The 20,423-nt window shown below is 61.0% G+C and carries 19 protein-coding genes and 1 pseudogene; 5 read left to right on the top strand and 15 right to left on the bottom strand.

From position 1 onward, the window contains the following. Nucleotide 1: 1 nt before the first annotated feature. The 3 genes from GH983_RS16580 to GH983_RS16570 are packed head-to-tail and all read left to right on the top strand — an operon-like array spanning nt 2 to nt 2,995. Complete coding sequence (locus GH983_RS16580; protein WP_153762982.1) at nt 2-712, top strand: c-type cytochrome; 711 nt, start codon at nt 2-4, stop codon at nt 710-712. A gap of 49 nt (nt 713-761) precedes the next feature. Beyond that, nucleotides 762-2,024 (top strand): NAD(P)/FAD-dependent oxidoreductase, encoded by a 1,263-nt coding sequence (locus GH983_RS16575; RefSeq protein WP_153762981.1) that lies wholly within the window; start codon nt 762-764, stop codon nt 2,022-2,024. Nucleotides 2,025-2,077: 53 nt separating this feature from the next. Further along, nucleotides 2,078-2,995: an MBL fold metallo-hydrolase gene (locus tag GH983_RS16570; protein ID WP_210251756.1), complete on the top strand. Its 918-nt coding sequence runs from the start codon at nt 2,078-2,080 to the stop codon at nt 2,993-2,995. Here GH983_RS16570 and GH983_RS16565 read toward each other — a convergent pair. From GH983_RS16565 to GH983_RS16555, 3 genes are all read right to left on the bottom strand, one after another. Next, nucleotides 2,971-4,065 (bottom strand): YeeE/YedE family protein, encoded by a 1,095-nt coding sequence (locus tag GH983_RS16565; protein WP_153762979.1) that lies wholly within the window; start codon nt 4,063-4,065, stop codon nt 2,971-2,973. The genes GH983_RS16570 and GH983_RS16565 overlap by 25 nt on opposite strands. Nucleotides 4,066-4,188: 123 nt before the next feature. Next, complete coding sequence (locus tag GH983_RS16560) at nt 4,189-5,523, bottom strand: sensor histidine kinase KdpD (RefSeq protein WP_069043132.1); 1,335 nt, start codon at nt 5,521-5,523, stop codon at nt 4,189-4,191. Further along, a complete protein-coding gene (locus tag GH983_RS16555) occupies nt 5,520-6,254 on the bottom strand; it encodes a response regulator (RefSeq protein WP_069043133.1) in 735 nt (244 codons plus the stop codon). The genes GH983_RS16560 and GH983_RS16555 overlap by 4 nt, the downstream gene beginning before the upstream one ends. Before the next feature lie 219 nt (nt 6,255-6,473). Between GH983_RS16555 and GH983_RS16550 the strand changes: the two genes are divergently transcribed. Both GH983_RS16550 and GH983_RS16545 read left to right on the top strand, forming a co-directional pair. Beyond that, nucleotides 6,474-6,926: a calcium-binding protein gene (locus GH983_RS16550; protein WP_054147677.1), complete on the top strand. Its 453-nt coding sequence runs from the start codon at nt 6,474-6,476 to the stop codon at nt 6,924-6,926. A 370-nt stretch (nt 6,927-7,296) separates the two neighbouring features. Then, nucleotides 7,297-7,581 (top strand): annotated as a pseudogene (locus GH983_RS16545) (antibiotic biosynthesis monooxygenase); the annotation flags it as partial. Nucleotides 7,582-7,699: 118 nt separating this feature from the next. Here the strand turns inward: GH983_RS16545 and GH983_RS16540 are convergent. From GH983_RS16540 to GH983_RS16485, 12 genes are all read right to left on the bottom strand, one after another. After that, nucleotides 7,700-8,482 (bottom strand): SDR family oxidoreductase, encoded by a 783-nt coding sequence (locus GH983_RS16540; RefSeq protein WP_153762978.1) that lies wholly within the window; start codon nt 8,480-8,482, stop codon nt 7,700-7,702. Further along, nucleotides 8,482-9,411, bottom strand: a complete 930-nt coding sequence (locus tag GH983_RS16535; protein WP_153762977.1) for a dihydrodipicolinate synthase family protein — start codon at nt 9,409-9,411, stop codon at nt 8,482-8,484. Before GH983_RS16535 ends, GH983_RS16540 begins: the two co-directional genes overlap by 1 nt. Beyond that, entirely contained in the window at nt 9,408-10,868 is a 1,461-nt protein-coding gene (locus GH983_RS16530; protein ID WP_153762976.1) for an amidohydrolase family protein, read from the bottom strand. The genes GH983_RS16535 and GH983_RS16530 overlap by 4 nt, the downstream gene beginning before the upstream one ends. Then, nucleotides 10,865-12,334, bottom strand: coding sequence for an ABC transporter substrate-binding protein (locus tag GH983_RS16525; protein ID WP_153762975.1), 1,470 nt, complete (start codon nt 12,332-12,334; stop codon nt 10,865-10,867). The genes GH983_RS16530 and GH983_RS16525 overlap by 4 nt, the downstream gene beginning before the upstream one ends. Continuing rightward, nucleotides 12,331-13,359: an ABC transporter ATP-binding protein gene (locus GH983_RS16520; protein WP_153762974.1), complete on the bottom strand. Its 1,029-nt coding sequence runs from the start codon at nt 13,357-13,359 to the stop codon at nt 12,331-12,333. The genes GH983_RS16525 and GH983_RS16520 overlap by 4 nt, the downstream gene beginning before the upstream one ends. Further along, a complete protein-coding gene (locus GH983_RS16515; protein WP_153762973.1) occupies nt 13,356-14,336 on the bottom strand; it encodes an ABC transporter ATP-binding protein in 981 nt (326 codons plus the stop codon). The genes GH983_RS16520 and GH983_RS16515 overlap by 4 nt, the downstream gene beginning before the upstream one ends. 17 nt (nt 14,337-14,353) lie before the next feature. Continuing rightward, entirely contained in the window at nt 14,354-15,226 is an 873-nt protein-coding gene (locus tag GH983_RS16510; protein WP_153762972.1) for an ABC transporter permease, read from the bottom strand. Nucleotides 15,227-15,233: 7 nt separating this feature from the next. Then, entirely contained in the window at nt 15,234-16,199 is a 966-nt protein-coding gene (locus tag GH983_RS16505; RefSeq protein ID WP_153762971.1) for an ABC transporter permease, read from the bottom strand. 83 nt (nt 16,200-16,282) lie between these two features. Continuing rightward, nucleotides 16,283-17,851, bottom strand: coding sequence for an ABC transporter substrate-binding protein (locus GH983_RS16500; RefSeq protein WP_153762970.1), 1,569 nt, complete (start codon nt 17,849-17,851; stop codon nt 16,283-16,285). Nucleotides 17,852-17,898: 47 nt separating this feature from the next. Further along, the gene (locus GH983_RS16495; RefSeq protein WP_054147687.1) at nt 17,899-18,294 is read right to left on the bottom strand and encodes a VOC family protein; all 396 of its coding nucleotides are present in this window, start codon (nt 18,292-18,294) and stop codon (nt 17,899-17,901) included. After that, nucleotides 18,291-19,670, bottom strand: coding sequence for a dihydroorotase family protein (locus GH983_RS16490; RefSeq protein ID WP_153762969.1), 1,380 nt, complete (start codon nt 19,668-19,670; stop codon nt 18,291-18,293). Before GH983_RS16490 ends, GH983_RS16495 begins: the two co-directional genes overlap by 4 nt. After that, nucleotides 19,667-20,326 (bottom strand): aspartate/glutamate racemase family protein, encoded by a 660-nt coding sequence (locus tag GH983_RS16485; protein WP_054147689.1) that lies wholly within the window; start codon nt 20,324-20,326, stop codon nt 19,667-19,669. Before GH983_RS16485 ends, GH983_RS16490 begins: the two co-directional genes overlap by 4 nt. Nucleotides 20,327-20,423 lie beyond the last annotated feature (97 nt).

The following is a 20,423-nucleotide window of genomic DNA, read 5'->3' as shown; positions in this document are numbered from 1 at the left end:
AATGGCAAGCCGTGGCTCGATCAGGCTTGCTCTCGTTATCGGCCTTCTGGCTTGGGAACCCGCTATCGCCCAGGAGTTGGGCAATTCGGCCGACGGCGCTCGCCTTTTCAAACGCGAGTGCTCGTCCTGCCATCACGTCGGTGCAGGCGCTCGAAATCGGGTAGGACCACAGCTCAATGGGGTTTTCGGCCGCAGAGCCGGGAGCATCGAGGGCTTCAAGTATTCCAAGTCGATCACCCGCATGGGGCAGGATGGCCTGGAGTGGCACTTGGAAACACTCGACGCCTATCTCACCAATCCGAAGAGCCTGGTTTCAGGCACTCGGATGAATTACCGCGGGATCGCGGAGACCGAAGACCGCTCGGCGATCATGGCCTATCTTCGCGAATGGTCGGACAACCCGCGCGACATTCCCGAAGCGGATCCGACGGCGAGCAAGGCGGAAGTCGATCTGGACCCGTCCATCCTCGGGATTAAGGGTGATCGCGAATATGGCGAGTACCTGTCCTCCGAATGCACGACCTGCCACCAGAGCGACGGCTCCGACAAGGGCATTCCATCGATCACCAACTGGCCCGCTGCCGATTTTGTCGTCGCCATGCATGCTTACAAGCGCAAGCTCAGGCCGCATCCGGTGATGCAGATGATGGCAGGTCGTCTGTCGGAAGAAGAGATCGCCGCCCTCGCCGCCTATTTCGAAGAGGTTCAATAACCACGGGCGGGATCAACCGCTCAGGGAACGACAAAAGGGGAGAACGCTCATGAAACTGACACGACGTACACTCATCGGATCGGGCCTGACGGCTGCAGCACTTCTCGCGGCACCCTCGGTTTTCGGTCAGGCAAAGCCGAAGATCGTTATCATCGGCGGTGGAGCGGGTGGCGCGACAGCCGCTCGCTATCTCGCCAAGGACGGTGCAGGCGCGCTGGATGTGACGCTGGTGGAAGCCAATCCTGTTTATACGACCTGCTTCTTCTCCAATCTCTATCTCGGCGGTTTCCGCGAATTCGAAAGCCTCCAGCACGGATATGACAAGATCGCAGCCGGCGGCGTCACCGTGATCAACGATCTCGCCACCGGCGTCGACCGGAATGCCCGGACTGTGACGCTGGCGGGTGGCCAGACGCTTCCCTATGATCGGCTGATCCTGTCTCCCGGTATCGACTTCAAGGATGGGTCCGTGCCGGGCTGGTCGGTCGAGGCGGCGGAAAAGATGCCGCATGCCTACAAGGCCGGGCCGCAGACGCAACTGCTGAAGTCGATGGTGGAGGCGATGCCGGCTGGTGGCGTCTTTGCGATGGTTGCGCCGCCCAATCCTTACCGTTGTCCTCCTGGGCCTTACGAGCGGATCAGCATGATCGCTCATCTGCTGAAACAGAAAAACCCGACCGCCAAGATCATGGTGCTCGACCCGAAGGACAAATACTCGAAACAGGCCCTCTTCGAAGAAGGCTGGGCGAAGCATTATGACGGCATGATCGAGTGGATCGGCCCGGATTTCGGGGGCGGTGCCGTGGAAGTTCGCCCGGACAGCATGGAAATCGTGGTCGACGGAACGGTGGAAAAGATCGATGCCTGCAACGTGATCCCCGGCCAGATTGCGGGCAAGATCGCCCAGATCGCAGCCGTCACCGACGACAAGGGATGGGCTCCCGTGCATCCGGAAAACATGAAGTCCAAGATGGACGACAATGTCTATGTGCTCGGCGATTCCAGCGCCCAGGGCGACATGCCGAAGTCCGGTTTTTCGGCGAACAGTCAGGCCAAGGTTGCGGCCATGTCCATCCGCGGCGAGCTCCTGGGATCGAAGGTGTTCCCGGCGAAATACTCGAATACCTGCTGGTCGCTGATCGCGCCCGATGACGGCGTCAAGGTCGGCGCTTCCTATCAGCCTACGCCCGAGAAGATTGCGTCCGTGGAAAGCTTCATCAGCCAGACTGGCGAGGATGCGGCTTTGCGCAAGGCGACCTACGAGGAAAGCCTCGGCTGGTACGAGGGTATCACCACAGACATGTTCGGTTGATTGAAGACAAGGGAGGCGGCCTTCAGGGCTGCCTCCATTCTTTGGAGGGAATGATGTTGCTGCGGCGTAGATTTCTGGCAGGCATGGGTGCTGTGGGTGCGACCGCACTCCTCTGGCCGCAACGTGTATGGGCGTCCGCGCAGATAGCATTCGGTGACGTCCGGATCGACACGCTTTCGGACGGAAACCTGATGCTCCCGGCTGACTTCATCCTTGGCGGCATGCCGGAGGAAGAACTCAAGGTGGTCATCGAGGCCTTCGGCTTGTCGAGGGATCAACTGACCCCGCCATGCAACGTCACCCTGTTGCGTGACGGAACCAATACCGCTCTGTTCGATGTGGGGGCCGGCCCCGATTTTCAGCCCTCAGCCGGCAAACTGGCCGAAGCCTTGAACCTGCTCGATGTGCCCGCCGAAGATGTCACGCATGTGCTGTTCACCCATGCTCATCCGGATCATCTGTGGGGCGTGCTCGACGAGTTCGATGAACCGGTCTTCGCCAATGCCTCGCACATGATCGGACGGGCCGAGTTCGACTACTGGACACATCCCGACACCGTTGCCTCCATCGATCCGGCACGCACGACGTTTGCCGTAGGTGCCGCCCGCCGCCTCTCCGCCATGGCCGACAATCTCATCTTGCTGGAGGATGGCGGTGACGTCCTACCCGGTGTCGTTGCTCATCTCACGCCGGGCCATACGCCGGGCCACATGTCGTTTCGTGTGGGGGAGGGGCAGGGCGCCGTCATGGTCGTCGGCGACGCAATCGGCAATCACCATGTAGCCTTCGTCCATCCCGAATGGAAATCGGGCTCGGATCAGGATGCCGAGATGGCCGCGCGAACACGAATGAGGCTGCTTGACGACATGGCCCGGGACAAGACAGCGATCATCGGCTTTCATCTGCCGGATGGTGGTATCGGCCGTGTCGAGAAAGAGGGTACAGGTTACCGGTTCGTTGCCGGTGCCTGAGCCATGCCGATGGCATCGGTGCTGGTCGTAGACTGGTCGATCAGGAAATCCGTCAGCATGGCTCCCACCCACATGCAGAAGAGGGCGAGCCAGGCAGTTGCTGCAAACACCGAGCCGCCCGTCACACCTGCTCCGATCGCACAGCCGCCGGCCAGCATCGCGCCGAAGCCCATGAGCACCGCGCCCAGCATCGAGCGGCGCATCTGTGTCTCGTGGGTGAAACCTTCGAATTTTAGCTGCCTGGAAAGGAGAGCGGACAGGAATGCCCCGAACACGACCCCAGGGATCAGGCCGATCTCAAAATCGAGTGCATGGTCTTCCGTCAGGAGGAACATCAGGGTGCTTGCCGAAGGGCCGGAGAAGGTAAGGGAATTGACTGTCACGGGCTCGAAAGCGGATTGTGCCAGAGAGAATGTGAAGATCCAACCAACCGCAACCGCGAAGCCCACTCCAGCGGCAAAGAACAATTTCGTCCATCCAATTTGGCGCCGAATGGCGAGAAACACGGCGAATGCGGCCGTCACCAGTCCGAGTATCAGCCCGCTTCCTGCCGGCGCGCCGATCATGGCAAGTAGATCGACATTCTGGCCGGCCGGTGTCGTCCAGAATGCAGCAAGATAGCTGCGCGCTGGAGCAAGCCAACCGTGCAGAGCCATCTGGGCAACGACAGCAAAGATCAGCCCCGAGATGAGTGAGCGCAAATTTCCAGTGGAGGCGAGGACCAGCAATCGGCCAGAACATCCCCTGGCGAGCACCATCCCGATGCCGAACATCAGCCCGCCGATGACGGCACCCGACCAACTGCCGGTGATCGACATCACCCGTGACGCGGACGGATCGAACAGGCCGGCCAAAATGGCAGCCTGCACCCAGACGACAGCGGTGGAAAAGGTCAGAAGCCAGACAGCCATTCTGGGCCCGACCTCGCGTCTGGCGACTTCAACCGTTGCTGCGCGTAGGCAGAAAGAGGATCTCTGCGCAGAAAAGCCGAAGATCGCTCCGGTGAGCGCGCCCAACAGCGCACCCAGCGCCGCCTCATCGAGGAGATCGAGCAGAGGAGCGAAATCCATTTTGAGTCCTGCCGGTGGTTGGGCAACAATATGAATATAAGAATAGTTCGAATTATATATGTCGTCAATTCATCGTCGGTTCAAATGCTGCTTGTCCTTCCCAAGCACCGTTGGCACACCGCATTACGGGTTTTCAGAACCGTCGGCGATGGGTAGGATGACGGTTGCCCGTAAGCCACCTTCTGCCCGGTTAAGAAGTGTGACATCCCCGCCCTGGGCGCGTAGAATGTCACGCGCAATCGTCAGGCCGAGACCGTGCCCACCGGTGTCGCGGGAACGGGACGCCTCGAGGCGCTCGAAGGGGCTGAACACGCGTTGTAGGTCCTGCGGTGGAATTCCGGGTCCGTCGTCATCGATATGAATGCGGGCGATGGATCCGTCCAATTCACCGCTGACGTGAACCTTCTCGCCGTATCTCTGGGCATTTTCGATGAGGTTGCGAACGGCGCGGCGCACCGGTAGCTCCCGCAGTGGTGTCGTGACGACCGGCATGCTGCCGAGTGTCACCGGGCTCGCGGTCGTGTTGAGCTCTTCTGCGAGGCGGGCGACCAGCGCGAAGGGGTCGGACGAACGCTTGTCACCTGTTTCGCTGAGCCCCCGAGCATAGGCCAGGGTCGTCTCGGTCATCTCCTGCATTTCATCGAGAATGCGTGTGATCCGCTCGCGCAGCTGATCCTCATCGACGAATTCGGCTTGCAGCCTGAGGGCCGTGATCGGGCTTCGCAGATCGTGGCCAAGCGCTGCCAGAATGCGGGTCCGCTCGTGGACTGCGTTCACAAGGCGTGCATGCAGACTGTGGAGTGCCTTCGCCAGGACCTTCACTTCGCTTGGACCGGTTTCGATGCGCTCCGGTGGGCCCCGGTCCAGATCCAGGGCGTCTGCCGTGCCGGCAAGCTGCCGCAAGGGAAGGGTGATGCGTGCCACCAGGAAACGCATGACGATCCAGACGGCGAGGGCAGAGAGGATCGCGCCGAGCAAAAGCCGCGGCGGCATGAATGCGCCGGGCCGCTCCAGGGAGGCCTCGATGTTAAGCCATTGACCGTCCGACGTCGGAAGAGACAAGCGCAGGATTGCTGGTATGAGGCCAATCCGTCGCGCGAACGCCGCCACGGGTTCATAGCCTGGATGCTCGACCGAACCGCCACGCGCTCCCAGCTCCATGCGCGCGTCTTCATCTGATGTCCCAGCGACGACGGTTGGCGTGTCGCTCAGCCGGAATATCACGCGTTCAGATCCGGCGGCCGAAAGAACGTCGTTCCTCGCCGGTTCAGGGATCGTCGGCAGGAGACCGACCAGGCGTTGACCCTGCCTTACAATATCCGCCCTTTGCTCCTCCACATGGGAGAGGCCCCGCTCGGCACCGAACAAGGCGAGGAACAGGATCTGGGTAAAGATCAGCGCGGCAAGGGTGGTCAGTCCGATCTGGGCGCTGAGATCCCTGGGCCATCCAACTCTCATGGCAAGACTGCCACGTCACAGGCGAGGCTGTAGCCTCCCGCCCGTATCGTTGTGATGATCGTCGGGTGTCCCGGATCGGGCTCGATCTTGCGACGCAGCCGGCTGATCTGGTTGTCGATCGCCCGATCAAAGACGTCTGGGGCCCGACTCTCGGTCAGATCCATCAACTGATCTCGGGACAGGACAAACCGGGGGCGTTCGAGGAAGACGATGAGAAGACGGAACTCCGTCGAGCTCAACGATATCTGCTTTTCGTCCTCGTCACGTGTCAGCTCCCGCGTATCCGTGTTCAGTGTCCATCCGGAAAAGGAAAGGCGTCGGCCGGAAAGGCTGCCGGCGAGGCTGGTCGTTCGACCGGTCCGCCGCAAGATGGCCTTGACCCTTGCCAGCAATTCTCTCGGGCTGAAGGGTTTCGGCAGGTAGTCGTCAGCTCCGACCTCAAGGCCGACAATGCGATCCGTCTCTTCGGCCAAGGCACTGAGCATCAGGATCGGTGGCCCACCTGCGCTGCTCAGCCGACGTGCGATCGAAAGGCCGTCTTCACCCGGCATCATGACGTCCAGGATCACGAGATCGAAGCGTCCGCCATGCAGGCACTTGTCCATCTCGGTTGCGTCGCGCGCAGCCGTGGTCCGGAAACCGTTCTTCTCAAGGTAACGGACCAGTCCGTCGCGGATGTCGCGATGGTCGTCGACGATCAGGATATGTGGACTTGGGTCGCTTGAGGTCATGGCACGTTTCTAGCGCATGATGGGGACCGTGTTCCACTCCTCCTTTGTCACGCCGGGTGTCAGTCCGCCGATCTGCGACAAACCGTTACAAAAGGGACCGCAGACGGCATCATCGTGCGACATGCATTCGTCATCACATGTCCATCGCAGTCGAGGCGGGGTGAAACAAACTTCGCCGCTCAAGACGCGCAAACAAGATCCGATGAAGAGGAACGCAAAATGCATAGTCTCAAGAAAACTCTGATCGCTGCCATGGCTCTGGCTGCTTCCGCCGCACCCCTGATGGCTCAGCAGCAGGGCAATCCTGGCGCCCACTTCCTAGAGAACTGGGATCTCAACGGAAATGGCGAAGCCACCCTTTCCGAATTGCAGTCCAAGCGCGGCGACGTCTTCCTCACCTTCGATTCCAACGAGGACGGGTTTATCGATGCCGATGAATACGTGTATTTCGACGAGGCGCGCGCCAACGACATGAAGGCCAATGCCGGCGGACATGGTGGGCATGGTGGCAGAGCCGACCGGGCGTCCCAGGGAATGACACTTCAGAACAACGACGCCGACCAGGACGGCAAGGTGTCGCGGGACGAATTCCTCGGGGGTGTCGTCGCCTGGATGGGCATGCTGGACCGGAACACAGACGGCGTCGTGACCACGGCTGATTTCGGTCGATAAAAGCCAGGCTTGCGTGGCTTTGTCGAATCTTTCCTCACCAGACATCCGCTTGGATGTCTGGTGAGGCTCGCAAACGCACGATATCGAACAACAAAAATATAGGTCTTTTTATATGTGTCTTGTTGCAGCCTAATCGCTGAGGCATCTTTACCGGTTGGGAAGATCGGGACGAAGGTCTTGAAGTCAACATCCCATTCAAAGATCGGCAGGAACGGGTGACCTGCAATATCAGCCACTGATGAAAAAAAGCCTCCCGATCGATCTGAACCTGTCCGAGCCAAAATTACCTCGACAGCGCAGCTGGTTTCGCAAGTGGTAACTGCTGGTGCTGCTGGTCCCAGTCTTCATGTTCTCAGGTGCTGTGCTGGGAATGTCTTTTCAGCTGACGGGATGGCAGAAGTTTCACGCGCTGGCGGGCTTCGACGCCGTCGCAATTCACGTCAAGCAAGGCCATGTCGACGAGTTTCTCGATGCTTTCCGGATCAACTATGAAGGAACCCGCCGCGAACCGGGAAACCTTCGCCTTGACGTGCTACGCAGCCCCGAGGATGACCACCGCAAGACCGCGCATTACTTGGAATGCGTCCGCCACATTGATCCCATCATCACAGGCCCGCGGACGAAAACCTTCTACAATGTGGAGATGGCCGATTTTGCGACGGACTGTCCCATTCAGTTGGCGCGGCCTTGCATATCGGATGGCAAGTCGTGCCGTGGACGAGTAAGTTTCGGACGGACATAGTGTATGTCCGCCCGTTTTGCTTAAGTCTGCTTCAGACGGATCTGATGGCACCACCATCCACGCGGATCTTGCTTCCCGTAACATAGGAGGCTGGCTCGGAGGCCAGGAAGATGGCAACGGCGGCAAATTCCTCCGGCCGGCCATAGCGTCCCGCCGGAATGCCGGCTGCGGATTCGGCGGCGACCTCCTCGACACTCTTGGCTGAGCGGCTGGCTGCGGCTGCGTCGAGTTCGTCCACCCTTTGTGTGTGAATGCGCCCCGGAAGAATCACGTTTACAGTCACGCCTTCCGCGGCCACTTCCGCAGCGAGTGTTTTCGACCAGCCGATCAGGGCCGAGCGAATGCCATTGGACAGCGCCAGCCGTGCGATCGGCTGCTCTACGCCGGAGGAGGCGATCGATATGATCCGACCCCAGCGCTTTTCCCGCATGCCAGGCAGAAGACTGGTGGTCAGATGGAAGATGTTGGCGGCCATCGTCTCGAAATGATTGAGCCAGTCCGTCCGTTTCGCATCGACGGCTGCGGCCGGTGGCGGGCCGCCAGAATTGTTGACGAGGATGTCGACCCCCCCATCTGCTACGAGCGACTGGACGGCTTTATTCACGCTGTCGATATCGGAGAGGTCGAGCTGGAGCGGGATGACGGTACCTGACGTTGGTGCGAGCTCGGAAGCCCATGCCGAGATGGCCGAGGTGTTGCGGGCGGCGGCATGGACTGTCACCCCTTCTTCCGCGAGCCCTCGGGCGATCGCGGCACCCAGTCCGCGGCTTGCACCCAGCACGAGAGCGGTTTTGTTTTTCAAGCCGAGTTCCATCAGCCGAGTTCCTTCAATCGTCTGTCCTGGCGCGCGATGAGGCGCTCGATCTCGCTGATATCGGCGGGAGACAGGGCTCCCCCCGGTTTGCGCAGTGCCGGCGTAGCGATCGCGCCGCGTTTCGCCATGATGTATTTCCGGATGGCTAGGCCGAGGCCCGGTTGCTGTTCGTAGCGCGCGAGGGGAAGATAAGCGTCGAAGATGTCCTGCGCGCGCTCCGGATTTCCCTGCTCGCTATAGTGAACGACGTCGCGCATCATCTCTGGATAGGCAAAGCCTGTCATTGCGCCGTCTGCCCCGCGCGCCATCTCCTCGGGCAGGAAGACGCCGCCATTGCCGCACAGGATTGATATGCGCCTCTTGCCGGTCGTCTCCGAGGCGGTCCTTAGTGCGGTAATCTTGGAAAGACCGGGCCAGTCCTCGTGTTTGAGGCAGACGCAGGTCGGGATCTGATCGATGATCGTCTGGATGACGGAGACGGGGATGGTGACGCTCGTGACGAGCGGGAAATCCTGCAGCACGAAAGGCGTATCGTCGATGAACTCCGCCGCCTGCTTGTAGTAGGTGACGATCTGCTGATCGTTGCGCAGGGACGAGGGCGGAGCGATCATCACACCTGCCGCGCCGTCATCCATGACCATCAAGGTCAGGGCCTGCATCTGGGCAAAGCCCGCAGCAGAGACGCCCGCCACAACCGGCACGCGGCCATCGACCCTTCGAAGGATACGGCGGACATAGGTCTGCGATTCCTCGATGGTCAGCTTTTGCGCTTCGCCCATCATCCCAAGCACGGTCAGTCCCGTTGCGCCGCGCTCGAGGTAGAAATCGACCATGCGGTCCGTGCTTTCCAGATCGAGATCACCCGTCTCCGTGAAAGGGGTGAGGGCTATGACGTAGACGCCTTTTGCCTCTTCATTCAGCCTCATCATTGGCTGTCTCCTTGATGTTTCGGATATCGTGCATGGCCAAAGAAGCCTTCGGGTTGGCCAATCATGTTTTCGAGCCCCATGCGCTCCATCAGCAACCGGGCTTGCCTGTCGGCTTCTGCGACGACCTCATCGAGGTCGGTCAGCAGAGGGCGGCCGCCTTCGAGCAGGATCTGCCCGTCGATCACAACGGTGTCGACGTCATTGCCGTTGGCGAAGTAGGCAAGGCGGAAGATCGGCATCTGGTAGGGCGCGAGGTGAGGGCGCTGCATGTCCACCACCACGATATCGGCTTTCTTGCCGACATCAAGGGAGCCAAGGTCCCGATCGAGCCCCAGGGCTGTCGCTGCATCGATCGTCACCATTTCGAGGGCCTTGCCCGGAGGCAGGACCGAGGGATCGCGAAAATGCGTGCGGTGATAGTGCATGCATTGCTGCATGTGCCGGAACATGTCCGCCGATCGGTCTGGCGCAGTTGCATCGGAGCCGATGGCCACCACAGCACCAGCCTCGATCAGTTCGATCGCCGGGCACCGGCCGAGGATGGAGGCAATGGCGCTGGGGTTATGGGCGATGCGGGTGCCGGTATCGGCAATGATCCGGATTTCTTCAGGCGTGATGTCGATGGCGTGGGACAGGAGCGCATCCGGTCCGAGGATACCGAGCTTTTCGGCGCGGGAGACGGAGCCCTTCCAGTGGCCATCCTGGGTGAACACCACGCCCGCTTCCCGCGAGAGTGCCCGCACGGCCTGGGTCTGCGTAACTGCGGCCTCATAGTCTGCAGCCGACATGTCGCGCTGATGTTCGTCACGCAGGACGGGGGCGAGCAAGGCGATCTTCAGGCGTCCGCGCCCGTGCCACAGATCAAGCAGTTTCCGGCTGACGGCAAACTGCTCCTCGAAGGTTACAGGCCGTTCTGACGCCTTGCCGTCGTGCCACGATGCATAGGTTCGCGGATGCGGAGGGCGGGTCGGTCCGACGGCGACGACCGAGCGCGTACCGATTTCAGCGACGCCCTCGCAGTGGGCGCTTCCATAGGCGACATTATCCGTCCGCATGATCGTGTCGCCGCCACCGAGAAGCGAAACGCCGGTGGTGACGCCGAAGCGCAGGCGTTCGAGGGCTGCGAGCCGCGCCTCTGCGAACCAGAATTCCGGTGTCGAGCCGACAGTATAGGCAGCGTTGCAGATCTCTTCCCAGTGATTGCCTTGCTCCATGCCCATGGTCTTGATCAGACCGTGGCCGGCATGGGCATGGACGTCGATCATGCCGGGCATCACTACCTTGCCTTGGGCGTCGATGTTGCGCTCGGCCTGGTATTCTCTGGCGATCTCTTCCTCATGCCCGACCGCGACGATACGATCGTCGAGAACTGCCAGCGCACCCTTGTCGAGAACGCGGCGACTGCCGTCCATGGTGAGGATGGTTCCGCCGCTGATGATCAGATCGACGCGCCTCATGGTGCTTTCTTCCCGGACTGGAAGTCAGGGAGCCGCGTTACGTCGAGCACGCAATCCTGTCGCATGCTCCAGTCCGGCCACGACCCGGACAGGCCTGTCACCCTTAGCGGATTGTAGAGATAGAGCCATGGGGGATCCACTTGCAGCGCGCGGAAGGCCTTCTCGAAGATCTCCGCACGTTCACGTGGATCAACAGTTGCCCGCCCCGCGTCGAGCAAGTCTTCGGCCTCGGCATTGTGAAAGCCCAGCCACCAGGAGCCTTGGGCTCTGTGATCGATCTTCTCGGCTAGGATGCGGAAGGTGCTCAAGGGGCTTGAATCGAAGACGCACATGTCGCGCACCTGCTTCAGGCGGACACCATGCGCATAGGCTTCGCGGTCTGTGTGGCGGTGAACGTTCAGCGTCACACCAATTGGGGCAAGCTGCTCCGCAAGAGCGGCCGTCAGTGCCTCGGCTTCATCGGGAAGGCGTGTCGGGCAGTCGACCTCGATGGTCAGGCCTTCGGCAAAGCCGGCCTCGGCAAGCAGCTTTTTTGCCTGATCCCGGTCAGGGCGCAGATCTTCCGATGGCTGGCTGCCGAAATGCACGGGGCTGACGAAGCCGGTCAGTGGCTTTGCTGCACCTCTCACCACCCGATCGATCAGGGCCTGGCGGTCAATCGCCAGATTGAGAGCGCGGCGGACGCGGCTATCGGTCAGCGGCCCCCTGAAGGCATTGAAGAGATAGATGATGGCGACGGGGACGAGCGATGTGACCCGCGTATGCTGGCCTGTGTCCTCGAGCGCCTTGGATGCTTCGAAATCGAGGCTGTTTGCCAACTGCGCCTGACCGGAGATCAGCATCTCCAGCCGCGCTTCCCGGTTTGGTTCCAGGCGGAACGTCAGTTCGGCATTGGCTGGTCGCTCGCCATGCCAGCTATCGAAACGCTGGAGGTGCAGGGCATGGCCGGGTTCGTAGGAAACCAGGTGGTACGGCCCTGTGCCGACCGGCTGCGACGTGTCTCCCGCCTCGTAGCGGTCCAGTGCCGAGGGAGCGACCACGTAGCCGTAAACCAGGATGTCGAGGAGATCGGCGATCGGCTTCGACAGGCGGATGGCGACTGTCAGGGGATCGACTGCCTCGATCTCCGCGTCTCCGAGATACTGATGCCAGACCCCGGGCGCGCCGAGCGTGTAGCCTTTGTCAGGGCGGGCCATGCGTATCAGCGATTGGCAGACGGCGGCCGCATCGCAGGGGCTGCCATCGTGAAAGCTCAAGCCTTCCCTCAGCCTGAATATCCAGTGTCGCGCATCCGGTGTGACATCCCAGGAGCTTGCGAGTGCTGGCACGTAGCCACCATCCTTTCCATAGCGCACAAGCCCGTCGAACAGGGCGTCGAAGAGGGCCAGCATGTCATTCGCATCGGTGCAGTCATGCGGGTCTTCGAGGGCAAGGCGCGGTTGAACAATGACGACGGGCGAACTCACTGGCTTTTCCTTTCGGCATCGTTCCGATCATGGAGGTGGCATGCAACGGCGCTGCCATCCGGCTGGGGCGTCAACACCGGACGGTCGACCGCGCATCGATCGAATGCCATGGGGCAGCGGGTCCTGAAACAGCAGCCGGAGGGCAGGCGCAGTGCGCTTGGCACTTCGCCGACGATCTCGATCTTCGGTTTTGCCAGCGACTTGTCGATGGTCGGCGCGGCCGAAAGCAGAACCTGCGTGTAGGGGTGTTTCGGCTGGCTGAACAACTGGTCGCGGCTGGCCGTCTCCACCATGAAGCCGAGATACATGACCCCGATCCGGTCGGCTATGTGGTGAACCACCGAGAGGTCGTGCGAGACGAAGAGATAGGAGAGGCCGAACTCGTCGCGCAGGTCCATCATCAGGTTGAGGATCTGCGCCTGGATCGAGACGTCGAGCGCCGAGACGGGCTCGTCGGCGATGATGATTTTTGGCCGGACCGACAATGCGCGTGCGATGCCGATCCGCTGCCGCTGACCTCCGGAAAACTGATGCGGGTAGCGTCCAGCCTGTTCGGCATTGAGGCCGACCTTCGCCAGCAGCGCGATGGCCTCGTCATGGAGTTCGCGTCGGCTGAGCTTGCCCCCGGCCTGAGCGCGCCTCGGCTCCATCACGATGTCCCTGACCCGCTGCCGCGGGTCGAGGGAGGCATAAGGGTCCTGGAAGATCATCTGCAGCTTGCGGCGGATCGGGCGCATTTCTCGAAACTGCATGCGGGAAATGTCTTCCCCGTCGATCCGGATTTCGCCTGCGGTCGGCTCGTAGATCCGGGCAATCGTCTTAGCAACGGTCGACTTGCCGCAGCCGGATTCGCCTACCAGCGCCATGACCTCGCCCGGTGCAATCGACAGGTCGACACCGTTGACCGCCCGCAATTGTTTCTGGGGAGCGAGAAGCTTTCCCTTTCCGAACTGTAGCCGATCGAAAAGCCCCCCCACGGGGAAGGCTTTGACCAGACCTCGGACCTCAAGCACTGGGGTCGTCATAACGCCGTCTCCTCCAGCGGGAAGTGGCAGGCTGCATCGAGCGAGCCGCGTACGGGGGCAAGAGCCGGCGTTTCTGCCGAGCAGATGGCCTGGGCCCGGAAGCACCGGTCCTTGAAGCTGCATCCCTGACCGAGCGTGCGGATGTCCGGCACGGTGCCGGGTATCTGGCTGAGACGTTCCCGGCGATCGGTGATCTTGGGAATGCTGTCGAGGAGCCCGCGCGTATAGGGATGGGCAGGGGACTGGATGATCTCGCTCGTGAGTCCCCGCTCGACGACCTTGCCGCAATAAAGCACGACCACCCGGTCCGCCATCTCGGAGACAACCGCGAGATCGTGGGTCACGAGGATCATGGCGGCCCCGCGATCGACGATCTGGCGGCGCATCAGCTTCAAGATCTGGGCCTGGACGGTGACATCGAGGGCCGTGGTGGGTTCGTCCGCGATGATCAGGCGGGAACCGGCGAGAAGCGCAATGGCGATGACAACGCGCTGGCGCATGCCGCCCGAGAACTGGTGCGGATAGGCGTCGAGGCGACTGGCGGCCTCCGAGATGCCGACATCTTCGAGCATCTCGATGCAGCGAGCACGTCGTGCCTTCTGGTCTAGGTCGGTATGCAGGCGCAGCATTTCGTCCATCTGGCGCCCGACCGTATAGACCGGGTTGAGAGACGTCATGGGGTCCTGGAACACCATGGCGATCTGGCCACCGCGCACAGCGCGCATCTGGTCCTCGCTCTTGCGCGTCAGATCTTCGCCGGCAAAGACAATGCTGCCTGCCTCGATCCGTCCGGGTGGGTCAATGAGGCCGAGAATGGAAAATCCGATCACGGATTTCCCGCCGCCGGACTCGCCGACAAGGCCGACCACCTCGCCCGGGCGGACGTCGAAGCTGACGCCGTCGACGGCTTTCACCACGCCGCCGAAGGTATGGAAATGTGTCTTTAAATCCCGGACTTCGAGAAGTGCTTCACCCATGGTCGCTGTCTCCCTCGTCATCTCAGCCGCGGATTGAGTTCGTCCCGCAGGAAATCGCCGAACAGGTTGATGCCGAAGACGAGGAACATGATGAACAGCCCGGGAAAGGCAGAGGTCCACCAGATGCCCGAGAACAGGACGTCGAAGCCCTCCTTGACGAGAAGGCCGAGCGAGGGCTCGGTGATGGGGACGCCGACGCCAAGGAAACTGAGCGAGGCTTCGATCAGAATGAAGGTACCAACCTGGATCGTGGCAACCACGATGAGCGGCGTCATGACGTTCGGCAGCACGTGGCGCAGGATGATCTCGCCGTTTCCAAGACCGGCCACCTTGGCTGCCTGGATGTATTCCTTCTGGATCTCGCTCAATGTCGATCCGCGAACGGTACGGGCGTAAACCACCCAGCCGACGGCGGTGAGCGCGATCAGAACCATGCCGATGCCCGTCCCGAAGGCCGACATGAGGAAGAGCGCGATCAGCATCGAGGGAAACGACAGCTGAATGTCTGCGATGCGCATGATGATGCTGTCCACCATGCCGCCGTAGTAGCCGGAGATCAGCCCGAGTGCCGTCCCGATCACGCAGGAGAAGATCATGGCGGCGAGGCCGATGAAGGCGGAGATCCGCGCGCCATAAACTATGGATGCGAGCACGTCGCGACCCTGCCCATCTGTCCCGAGCAGATACCTGCTATCACCACCCTCCAGCCATACCGGCGGCTTGAAGCTGTCCATCAGCTCCAGCTGGGATACGTCATAGGGATCCTGGGCGACAAGCAGCGGCCCGAATGTCGCAAGCAGGGCGAAGAAGGCGAGCAGTGCGCTTCCGAAGACGGCCGGCAGGTTTCGGCGGTAGTGAAAGAAGAATTCTGAAGAGAAGAACCCGGTCATGCGATCCTCACTTCGCGGTAATGCGGGGGTCGATCAGCGTGTAGACGATGTCGACGATGAAATTGATGGCAACGAAGATGAAGGCGGTCAGCATCAGGTAAACGACGATGACGGGGCGGTCGCCGCGGTAGATGGAATCGATCAGCAGCTTGCCCGTGCCGGGCCATGCGAAGATGGTTTCGGTGATCGTTGCGAAGGCGATGAGATCACCGAGCTGCAGGCCGAAGATCGTGACGACCGGAATGAGAGCGTTCTTCAGGCCGTGCCTGAACAGGATGTTCTGGCGGGATGCGCCTTTGGCACGGGCGAACCGCATATAGTCCTGCCGCATCACCTCCATCATGCCCGCACGGGTCATGCGCAGCATGATGGCAAGGGTGGCCAGCGCCAGTGTCACGGATGGCAGGATGATGTGCGACCAGCCGTCCGCCGTGAAGATCGATATGCGCAGCCCTAGGATTTCGACCGTATCGCCGCGTCCGGAGGAGGGCAGAAACTGGTAGCGGACGGAGAAGAAGAAGATCAGCATCATGCCCACCCAGAACCCGGGGAGGGAAATGCCGAGCAGTGAGCCCGCCATGATGCCGCGAGACACCGGCTTGTTCGGATTGGCCCCGGCATAGACGCCGAGCGGCACGGCGATCACCGTCGCCAGCATGATTGCCACGAGCACCATCTCGATCGTTGCCGGCAGACGCTCCAGGATGAGGTCCATGGCGGGCTGGCGGAACACATAGGAGCGCCCGAAATCGCCCTGCAGCATGTTGCCGAGGAAGATGAAATACTGGCTCAGAAGGGATCGATCGAGACCCAGCAGACGGCGGGCCTGTTCGATCTCGGCGGTGGTGGAATCGATCGGGATCACCATGAAGACGGGATCGCCGGTAAAGCTCATCATCAGGAAGACGATGACCGATACGCAAAAGAGTACCAGCACCATCTGCAGGAGCCGCTTGATCGTATAACCCAGCAAGGCAGTGTCCCGTCATGAAGAAGTGAGAAATTCGGGACTGTCTCCCTAAAGGTCGACAGTCCCGCGCTCGTTCGGGTCGGGGCTTATTCCTTGACGTCGATCTCGTAGGCCCAGAGGAACTTGTCCGCACGCGGTGTCATCTCGACATTGGTCTTTGCGGCATAGAGATCCTGCTCGTAGTGGATCGGGATCATCGGAATGTCTTCCATCAGGATCTTGGTGACTTCCTGCAGGTATCCGTCGCGCTCTTCAAGCTTGGAGGTCGCATCGGCCTTGTCGATCAATTCGTCCACCTTCGGATTGGAATAGGATCCGCGGTTGACCTGGCCATAGCCTTCCTTCTTGTCGCGCGAGTAGAACATCACGCTGTACATCGAGCCGCCGTCACCGGAGGGAACGTCCCAACCGCTCATGATCATGCTCGACTTGTCGCTCGGGACCCGGATGTAGCCGAAGAAGTTGGACTTCGGCATCAGGTTGAGCTTGAGATCGACCTTGATCTTGCCAAGCATCGACGCAAGCGCCTGCGCGATCTGCTGATCGTTGACATAGCGGTTGTTGGTGGTGTCGAGGGTCACCGTGAAGCCATCGGCGTAGCCGGCCTCCGCCATGAGAGCTGCCGCCTTCTCAAGATCGAAGGGATACATGTCTCGGAAGCTTGCGCCGTCGACATAGCCCGTGTGGGAAGCAGGGATGTATTGCTCTGACGGGGTCGACAGGCCGTTCATGATGATCTTGTTGATCGCACTGACGTCGATTGCGCGGACCATGGCTTCACGGACACGACGATCCATCATCGGGTTCTTGTCGAGCGCGATGGTCGGGCTCTTCTCACGATGGTCGATGGAGACTACGACGTTCAGCAGGCTCGGCTTGGTCATGACCTTGTAGCGGTCATCCGCCTTGACGCGGTCGACGTCGCGGACGTTGAGATCCTGGATGACATCGACTTCGCCGGTCAGCAGGGCTGCCGTGCGGGTAGCGCCATTGGTGATCGGACGGAACGTGACTTCTTCGATCTTCGGCGCACCGGCGAAGTAGTCGGGATTGGCGGCAAGCGTGATGTGATCTTCCTTGATCCATTCGACCAGCTTGTAGGGGCCGGTGCCGACAGGCTTCAAGTCCAGCTGCTCGTCGCCCACTTCCTTCGCATACTTCTCGCTGAGGATCAGGACGGCTGCCAGATCGTTCGGCAGAACCGCATAGGGCTTGGGCGTCTTGATCTCGACGGTGTAGTCATCGACAGCCGTGAAGGACGCGATGTTGGCACCGAGATTGGCCATCAGCGACTTCTTCAGCCGGTCCAGGGTGAAGACGACGTCGGACGCCTTGAAGTCTTCACCATTGTGGAACTCGACGCCCTGGCGCAGCTTGAACACCCAGGTCGTGTCATCCTTGAGCTCCCAGCTCTCTGCAAGGCCTGGTCCGAACGACAGGTCGGCATTGCGGCGGACCAGGGGATCGTAGATGTGGTAGAACATGATGTTGCTGGACAGCTCCTCGCCCGCCTGGGGGTCGAGATTGACGGCGTCCGATGTTAGGCCGACGGTCAGTTCCTTGGCATGGGCCAGGCCGCCCAGGGCCGTCGAGCTCAAGAGGACGAATGCGGCAAGGGCCGCGATACGTCCGGATTTCATGCGAAGATTCAGCATTCTTAGTTCCCCTTTTTTGGTATGCCGACACGTTTGCATGCGCGTTTTCACCGAAGTACGGATTGCACCTCGATCTGGTAGCCTTCCGGGTCTTCCAGCACGAAGGCTCGAATTCCGAGAGAGACGCTGTCCTTTGGTTCCGTCAGCCCGATCGCGTTCTGGCTCGAGAGAAAGCGATGCCAGGCGTCGACATCGGGCACGCGTATGCAAAGCTGCACGGGCTTGATCGGATTGGCGCGATGCATTCCGCGGGTCTCGTCGACAAGACCGACATAGGCATGCTCGGCAATTCTCAGGATCTTCGACCAGCCCTGATCGATCTCGAGCGGGAAGCCCATGACCTCTGTGTAGAAGTCCAACGCTCTGGGCAGGTCGACGTAGTAGAAGAAGGTGATGGCCTTCTCGACGATACCGTCATCGGGCCGGGTGGGTGCCTCAGTCATGTTGTGAGATCCTTCGGAAACCATGTGCTTTCGCTGCGGCGCAGATAGCGTCCGCTGCCGGGCTTGTTGAGGACCGATTGGCCGTCATAGGCGAGCCTGCCCGCGTGATAGGTTGCGGCCACCCGGGCGGCGAAACGCCGTCCGTCATAGGGGCTCCAGTTGAGGCCGTCCTGGGCACGGCTCGCGTCCCAGACATCGTCCCCCTCGGCGAGGATCGTGATGTCGGCATCGGCACCGGGGACGAGAGCCCCCTTGCGTGGATAAAGGCCGAAGAAGCGAGCGGGGCGTTCGGCGAGATATTTGGCGCTGTAATGCGCAGCATCGACGCCGCGCTGTTTTGCGACGGTGTAGAAGGCAGGCAGCAGCGTCTCCATTCCGGGTACGCCCGCTCCGGCATCGAAGATGCTGTCGGTGAACTTGTTGTCGATCGGCCAGCTGGAATGATCGGAGCTGACAAAGGCAATCCGGCCCTCGATCAATTCCTGCCAGAGCCGATCGATCTGGCCGGGGCGAATGGGTGGGTTGACCTTCATCCGCGCGCCGAGCTCTTCACCGTCGCGTTCGGGATCGAACCAAAGGTAATGAACACAGAGTTCGCCGGTCGCCCTGAAGCCCTCTTGCGCATAATTGTCGACCAGCTTGAAGCCGCGCGGCGTGCTGATATGGACGATGTGGGCATGTCCGCCGGCATTCGCGGCGAGTTCGAGGAAGTGCACGGTTGATGCCAGTTCCGCGACTTCAGGCCGGCTCGGCGAATGCGCGGTGATGCCGTTTCGATCCTCGGCCCTTGCGCGCGAAACCCGTGAGCGCACGATTTCCTGGTCTTCGTTGTGCAATCCAAGCGGCAGGTCGGTTGCGGAAAGGGCTTCCAGCAGGTCGAGGGCGAGGGCCGCATCGATCCTCGGAAAACGGGTGGGGCTGCTCTCGAAAGCGGAGATCTTGAAGGCAACGACGCCACCATCGGCGAGCGATTGCACTTCGTTCAGGGATTGCCCGGGCATGACCGTGCCGTAGAGCGCGACATCGCAATGGGCAAAGCGTTCCACGGCTTCGACCTTGGCGTCCAGATGCTCTCTGGCGCTCAGCGGGGTCGGGTTGTCGTAAGGCATATCGACGATGGTCGTGACCCCGCCGGCAATGGCAGATCGGGTCGTCGGTTCGATCCCGGGGAGGCCGAGATAGCTGCCCGCATGGGTCTGGCCGTCAACGATCCCCGGCAGGACGAAAGCGTCTCCAGCGTCGTGCACGGTGGCGGCTGCAGGGGCTTCGCCTTCTCCGATTGCGTGGATGATCGAGCCTGAGATCGCGACCCAGCCATTGGAGATGGTCGTTTCAGGCGTAACGATCCGCCCACGAATGATGAGATCAATGCTCAAAGCGCCCTCCTGCGATAGCCGAGTTCAGCCTGCATACAGGCAAGCGCGACGCCGGCCTGAACCGGGTCGATGACGGGCAAGCCCAGTTCTGTCTGCAAAGCCTCGCGGTAAGTCCCGAGGCCGGCGCAGCCGAGGATGACTGCCTCGGCACCATCCTTATCGCGAAGCACGGAGGCGATGCGCGTGACAGGAATGACAGCGTCTTGGGCGATGAGTTCAGCAACGGTCATGTCGATCGACCGATCGCCCGCGAGCCTGCCATCGAGTTGAAGGTCCTCAAGGTAACGCCTGTGGCGGTCAATCGAGGACGGTCCCATCGACACGATCCCGAAACGCTGTCCAAGCCCGAGCGCTGTCAGATACGCCGCTTCAGCAATGCCGACGACCGGGACATTCGTGGCGGCTCGTACGGCCGAAATGCCGGGATCCGAAAAGCATGCGATGACGATGGCGTCTGCCTTTGCCGCTTGCACAGCTTCGATCAGCATCGGCACGACTTCGGCGACATGGGCATCCGTTTCGATACCCACAGGCGCGCCCTCGAGCTCAGTGCAGCGGATTTCGTGGCCATTGCCTTCGAACGGTTTCAGGCACGCCTCCATCGAGCGTGTGACTACCTTCGAGCTGTTCGGATTGATCACCAGGATCTGTGCCACTGTTCCTCCAGGGACGGCTCTCCCAAGTCGTCATGCTGTGATATGCATCGTAGTATACTACGAAATATCTCATGTCAAAGGCCGGCCGCCTTGCGAA

The sequence above is a fragment of the Agrobacterium sp. MA01 genome, assembly GCF_009650195.1.
Classification (GTDB): domain Bacteria; phylum Pseudomonadota; class Alphaproteobacteria; order Rhizobiales; family Rhizobiaceae; genus Allorhizobium.
Note: the sequence above shows the minus strand (reverse complement) of the source record. Positions and strands in the feature narration are given on the sequence as shown.

What these genes read in the sequence shown, in the direction of transcription:
- GH983_RS16515 (WP_153762973.1), bottom strand. Translation starts at nt 14,336, where the DNA reads ATGGGTGAAGCACTTCTCGAAGTCCGGGATTTAAAGACACATTTCCAT.
- GH983_RS16580 (WP_153762982.1), top strand. Translation starts at nt 2, where the DNA reads ATGGCAAGCCGTGGCTCGATCAGGCTTGCTCTCGTTATCGGCCTTCTG.
- GH983_RS16500 (WP_153762970.1), bottom strand. Translation starts at nt 17,851, where the DNA reads ATGCTGAATCTTCGCATGAAATCCGGACGTATCGCGGCCCTTGCCGCA.
- GH983_RS16495 (WP_054147687.1), bottom strand. Translation starts at nt 18,294, where the DNA reads ATGACTGAGGCACCCACCCGGCCCGATGACGGTATCGTCGAGAAGGCC.
- GH983_RS16540 (WP_153762978.1), bottom strand. Translation starts at nt 8,482, where the DNA reads ATGGAACTCGGCTTGAAAAACAAAACCGCTCTCGTGCTGGGTGCAAGC.
- GH983_RS16555 (WP_069043133.1), bottom strand. Translation starts at nt 6,254, where the DNA reads ATGACCTCAAGCGACCCAAGTCCACATATCCTGATCGTCGACGACCAT.
- GH983_RS16560 (WP_069043132.1), bottom strand. Translation starts at nt 5,523, where the DNA reads ATGAGAGTTGGATGGCCCAGGGATCTCAGCGCCCAGATCGGACTGACC.
- GH983_RS16570 (WP_210251756.1), top strand. Translation starts at nt 2,078, where the DNA reads ATGTTGCTGCGGCGTAGATTTCTGGCAGGCATGGGTGCTGTGGGTGCG.
- GH983_RS16510 (WP_153762972.1), bottom strand. Translation starts at nt 15,226, where the DNA reads ATGACCGGGTTCTTCTCTTCAGAATTCTTCTTTCACTACCGCCGAAAC.
- GH983_RS16575 (WP_153762981.1), top strand. Translation starts at nt 762, where the DNA reads ATGAAACTGACACGACGTACACTCATCGGATCGGGCCTGACGGCTGCA.
- GH983_RS16530 (WP_153762976.1), bottom strand. Translation starts at nt 10,868, where the DNA reads ATGAGGCGCGTCGATCTGATCATCAGCGGCGGAACCATCCTCACCATG.
- GH983_RS16535 (WP_153762977.1), bottom strand. Translation starts at nt 9,411, where the DNA reads ATGATGAGGCTGAATGAAGAGGCAAAAGGCGTCTACGTCATAGCCCTC.
- GH983_RS16565 (WP_153762979.1), bottom strand. Translation starts at nt 4,065, where the DNA reads ATGGATTTCGCTCCTCTGCTCGATCTCCTCGATGAGGCGGCGCTGGGT.
- GH983_RS16550 (WP_054147677.1), top strand. Translation starts at nt 6,474, where the DNA reads ATGCATAGTCTCAAGAAAACTCTGATCGCTGCCATGGCTCTGGCTGCT.
- GH983_RS16520 (WP_153762974.1), bottom strand. Translation starts at nt 13,359, where the DNA reads ATGACGACCCCAGTGCTTGAGGTCCGAGGTCTGGTCAAAGCCTTCCCC.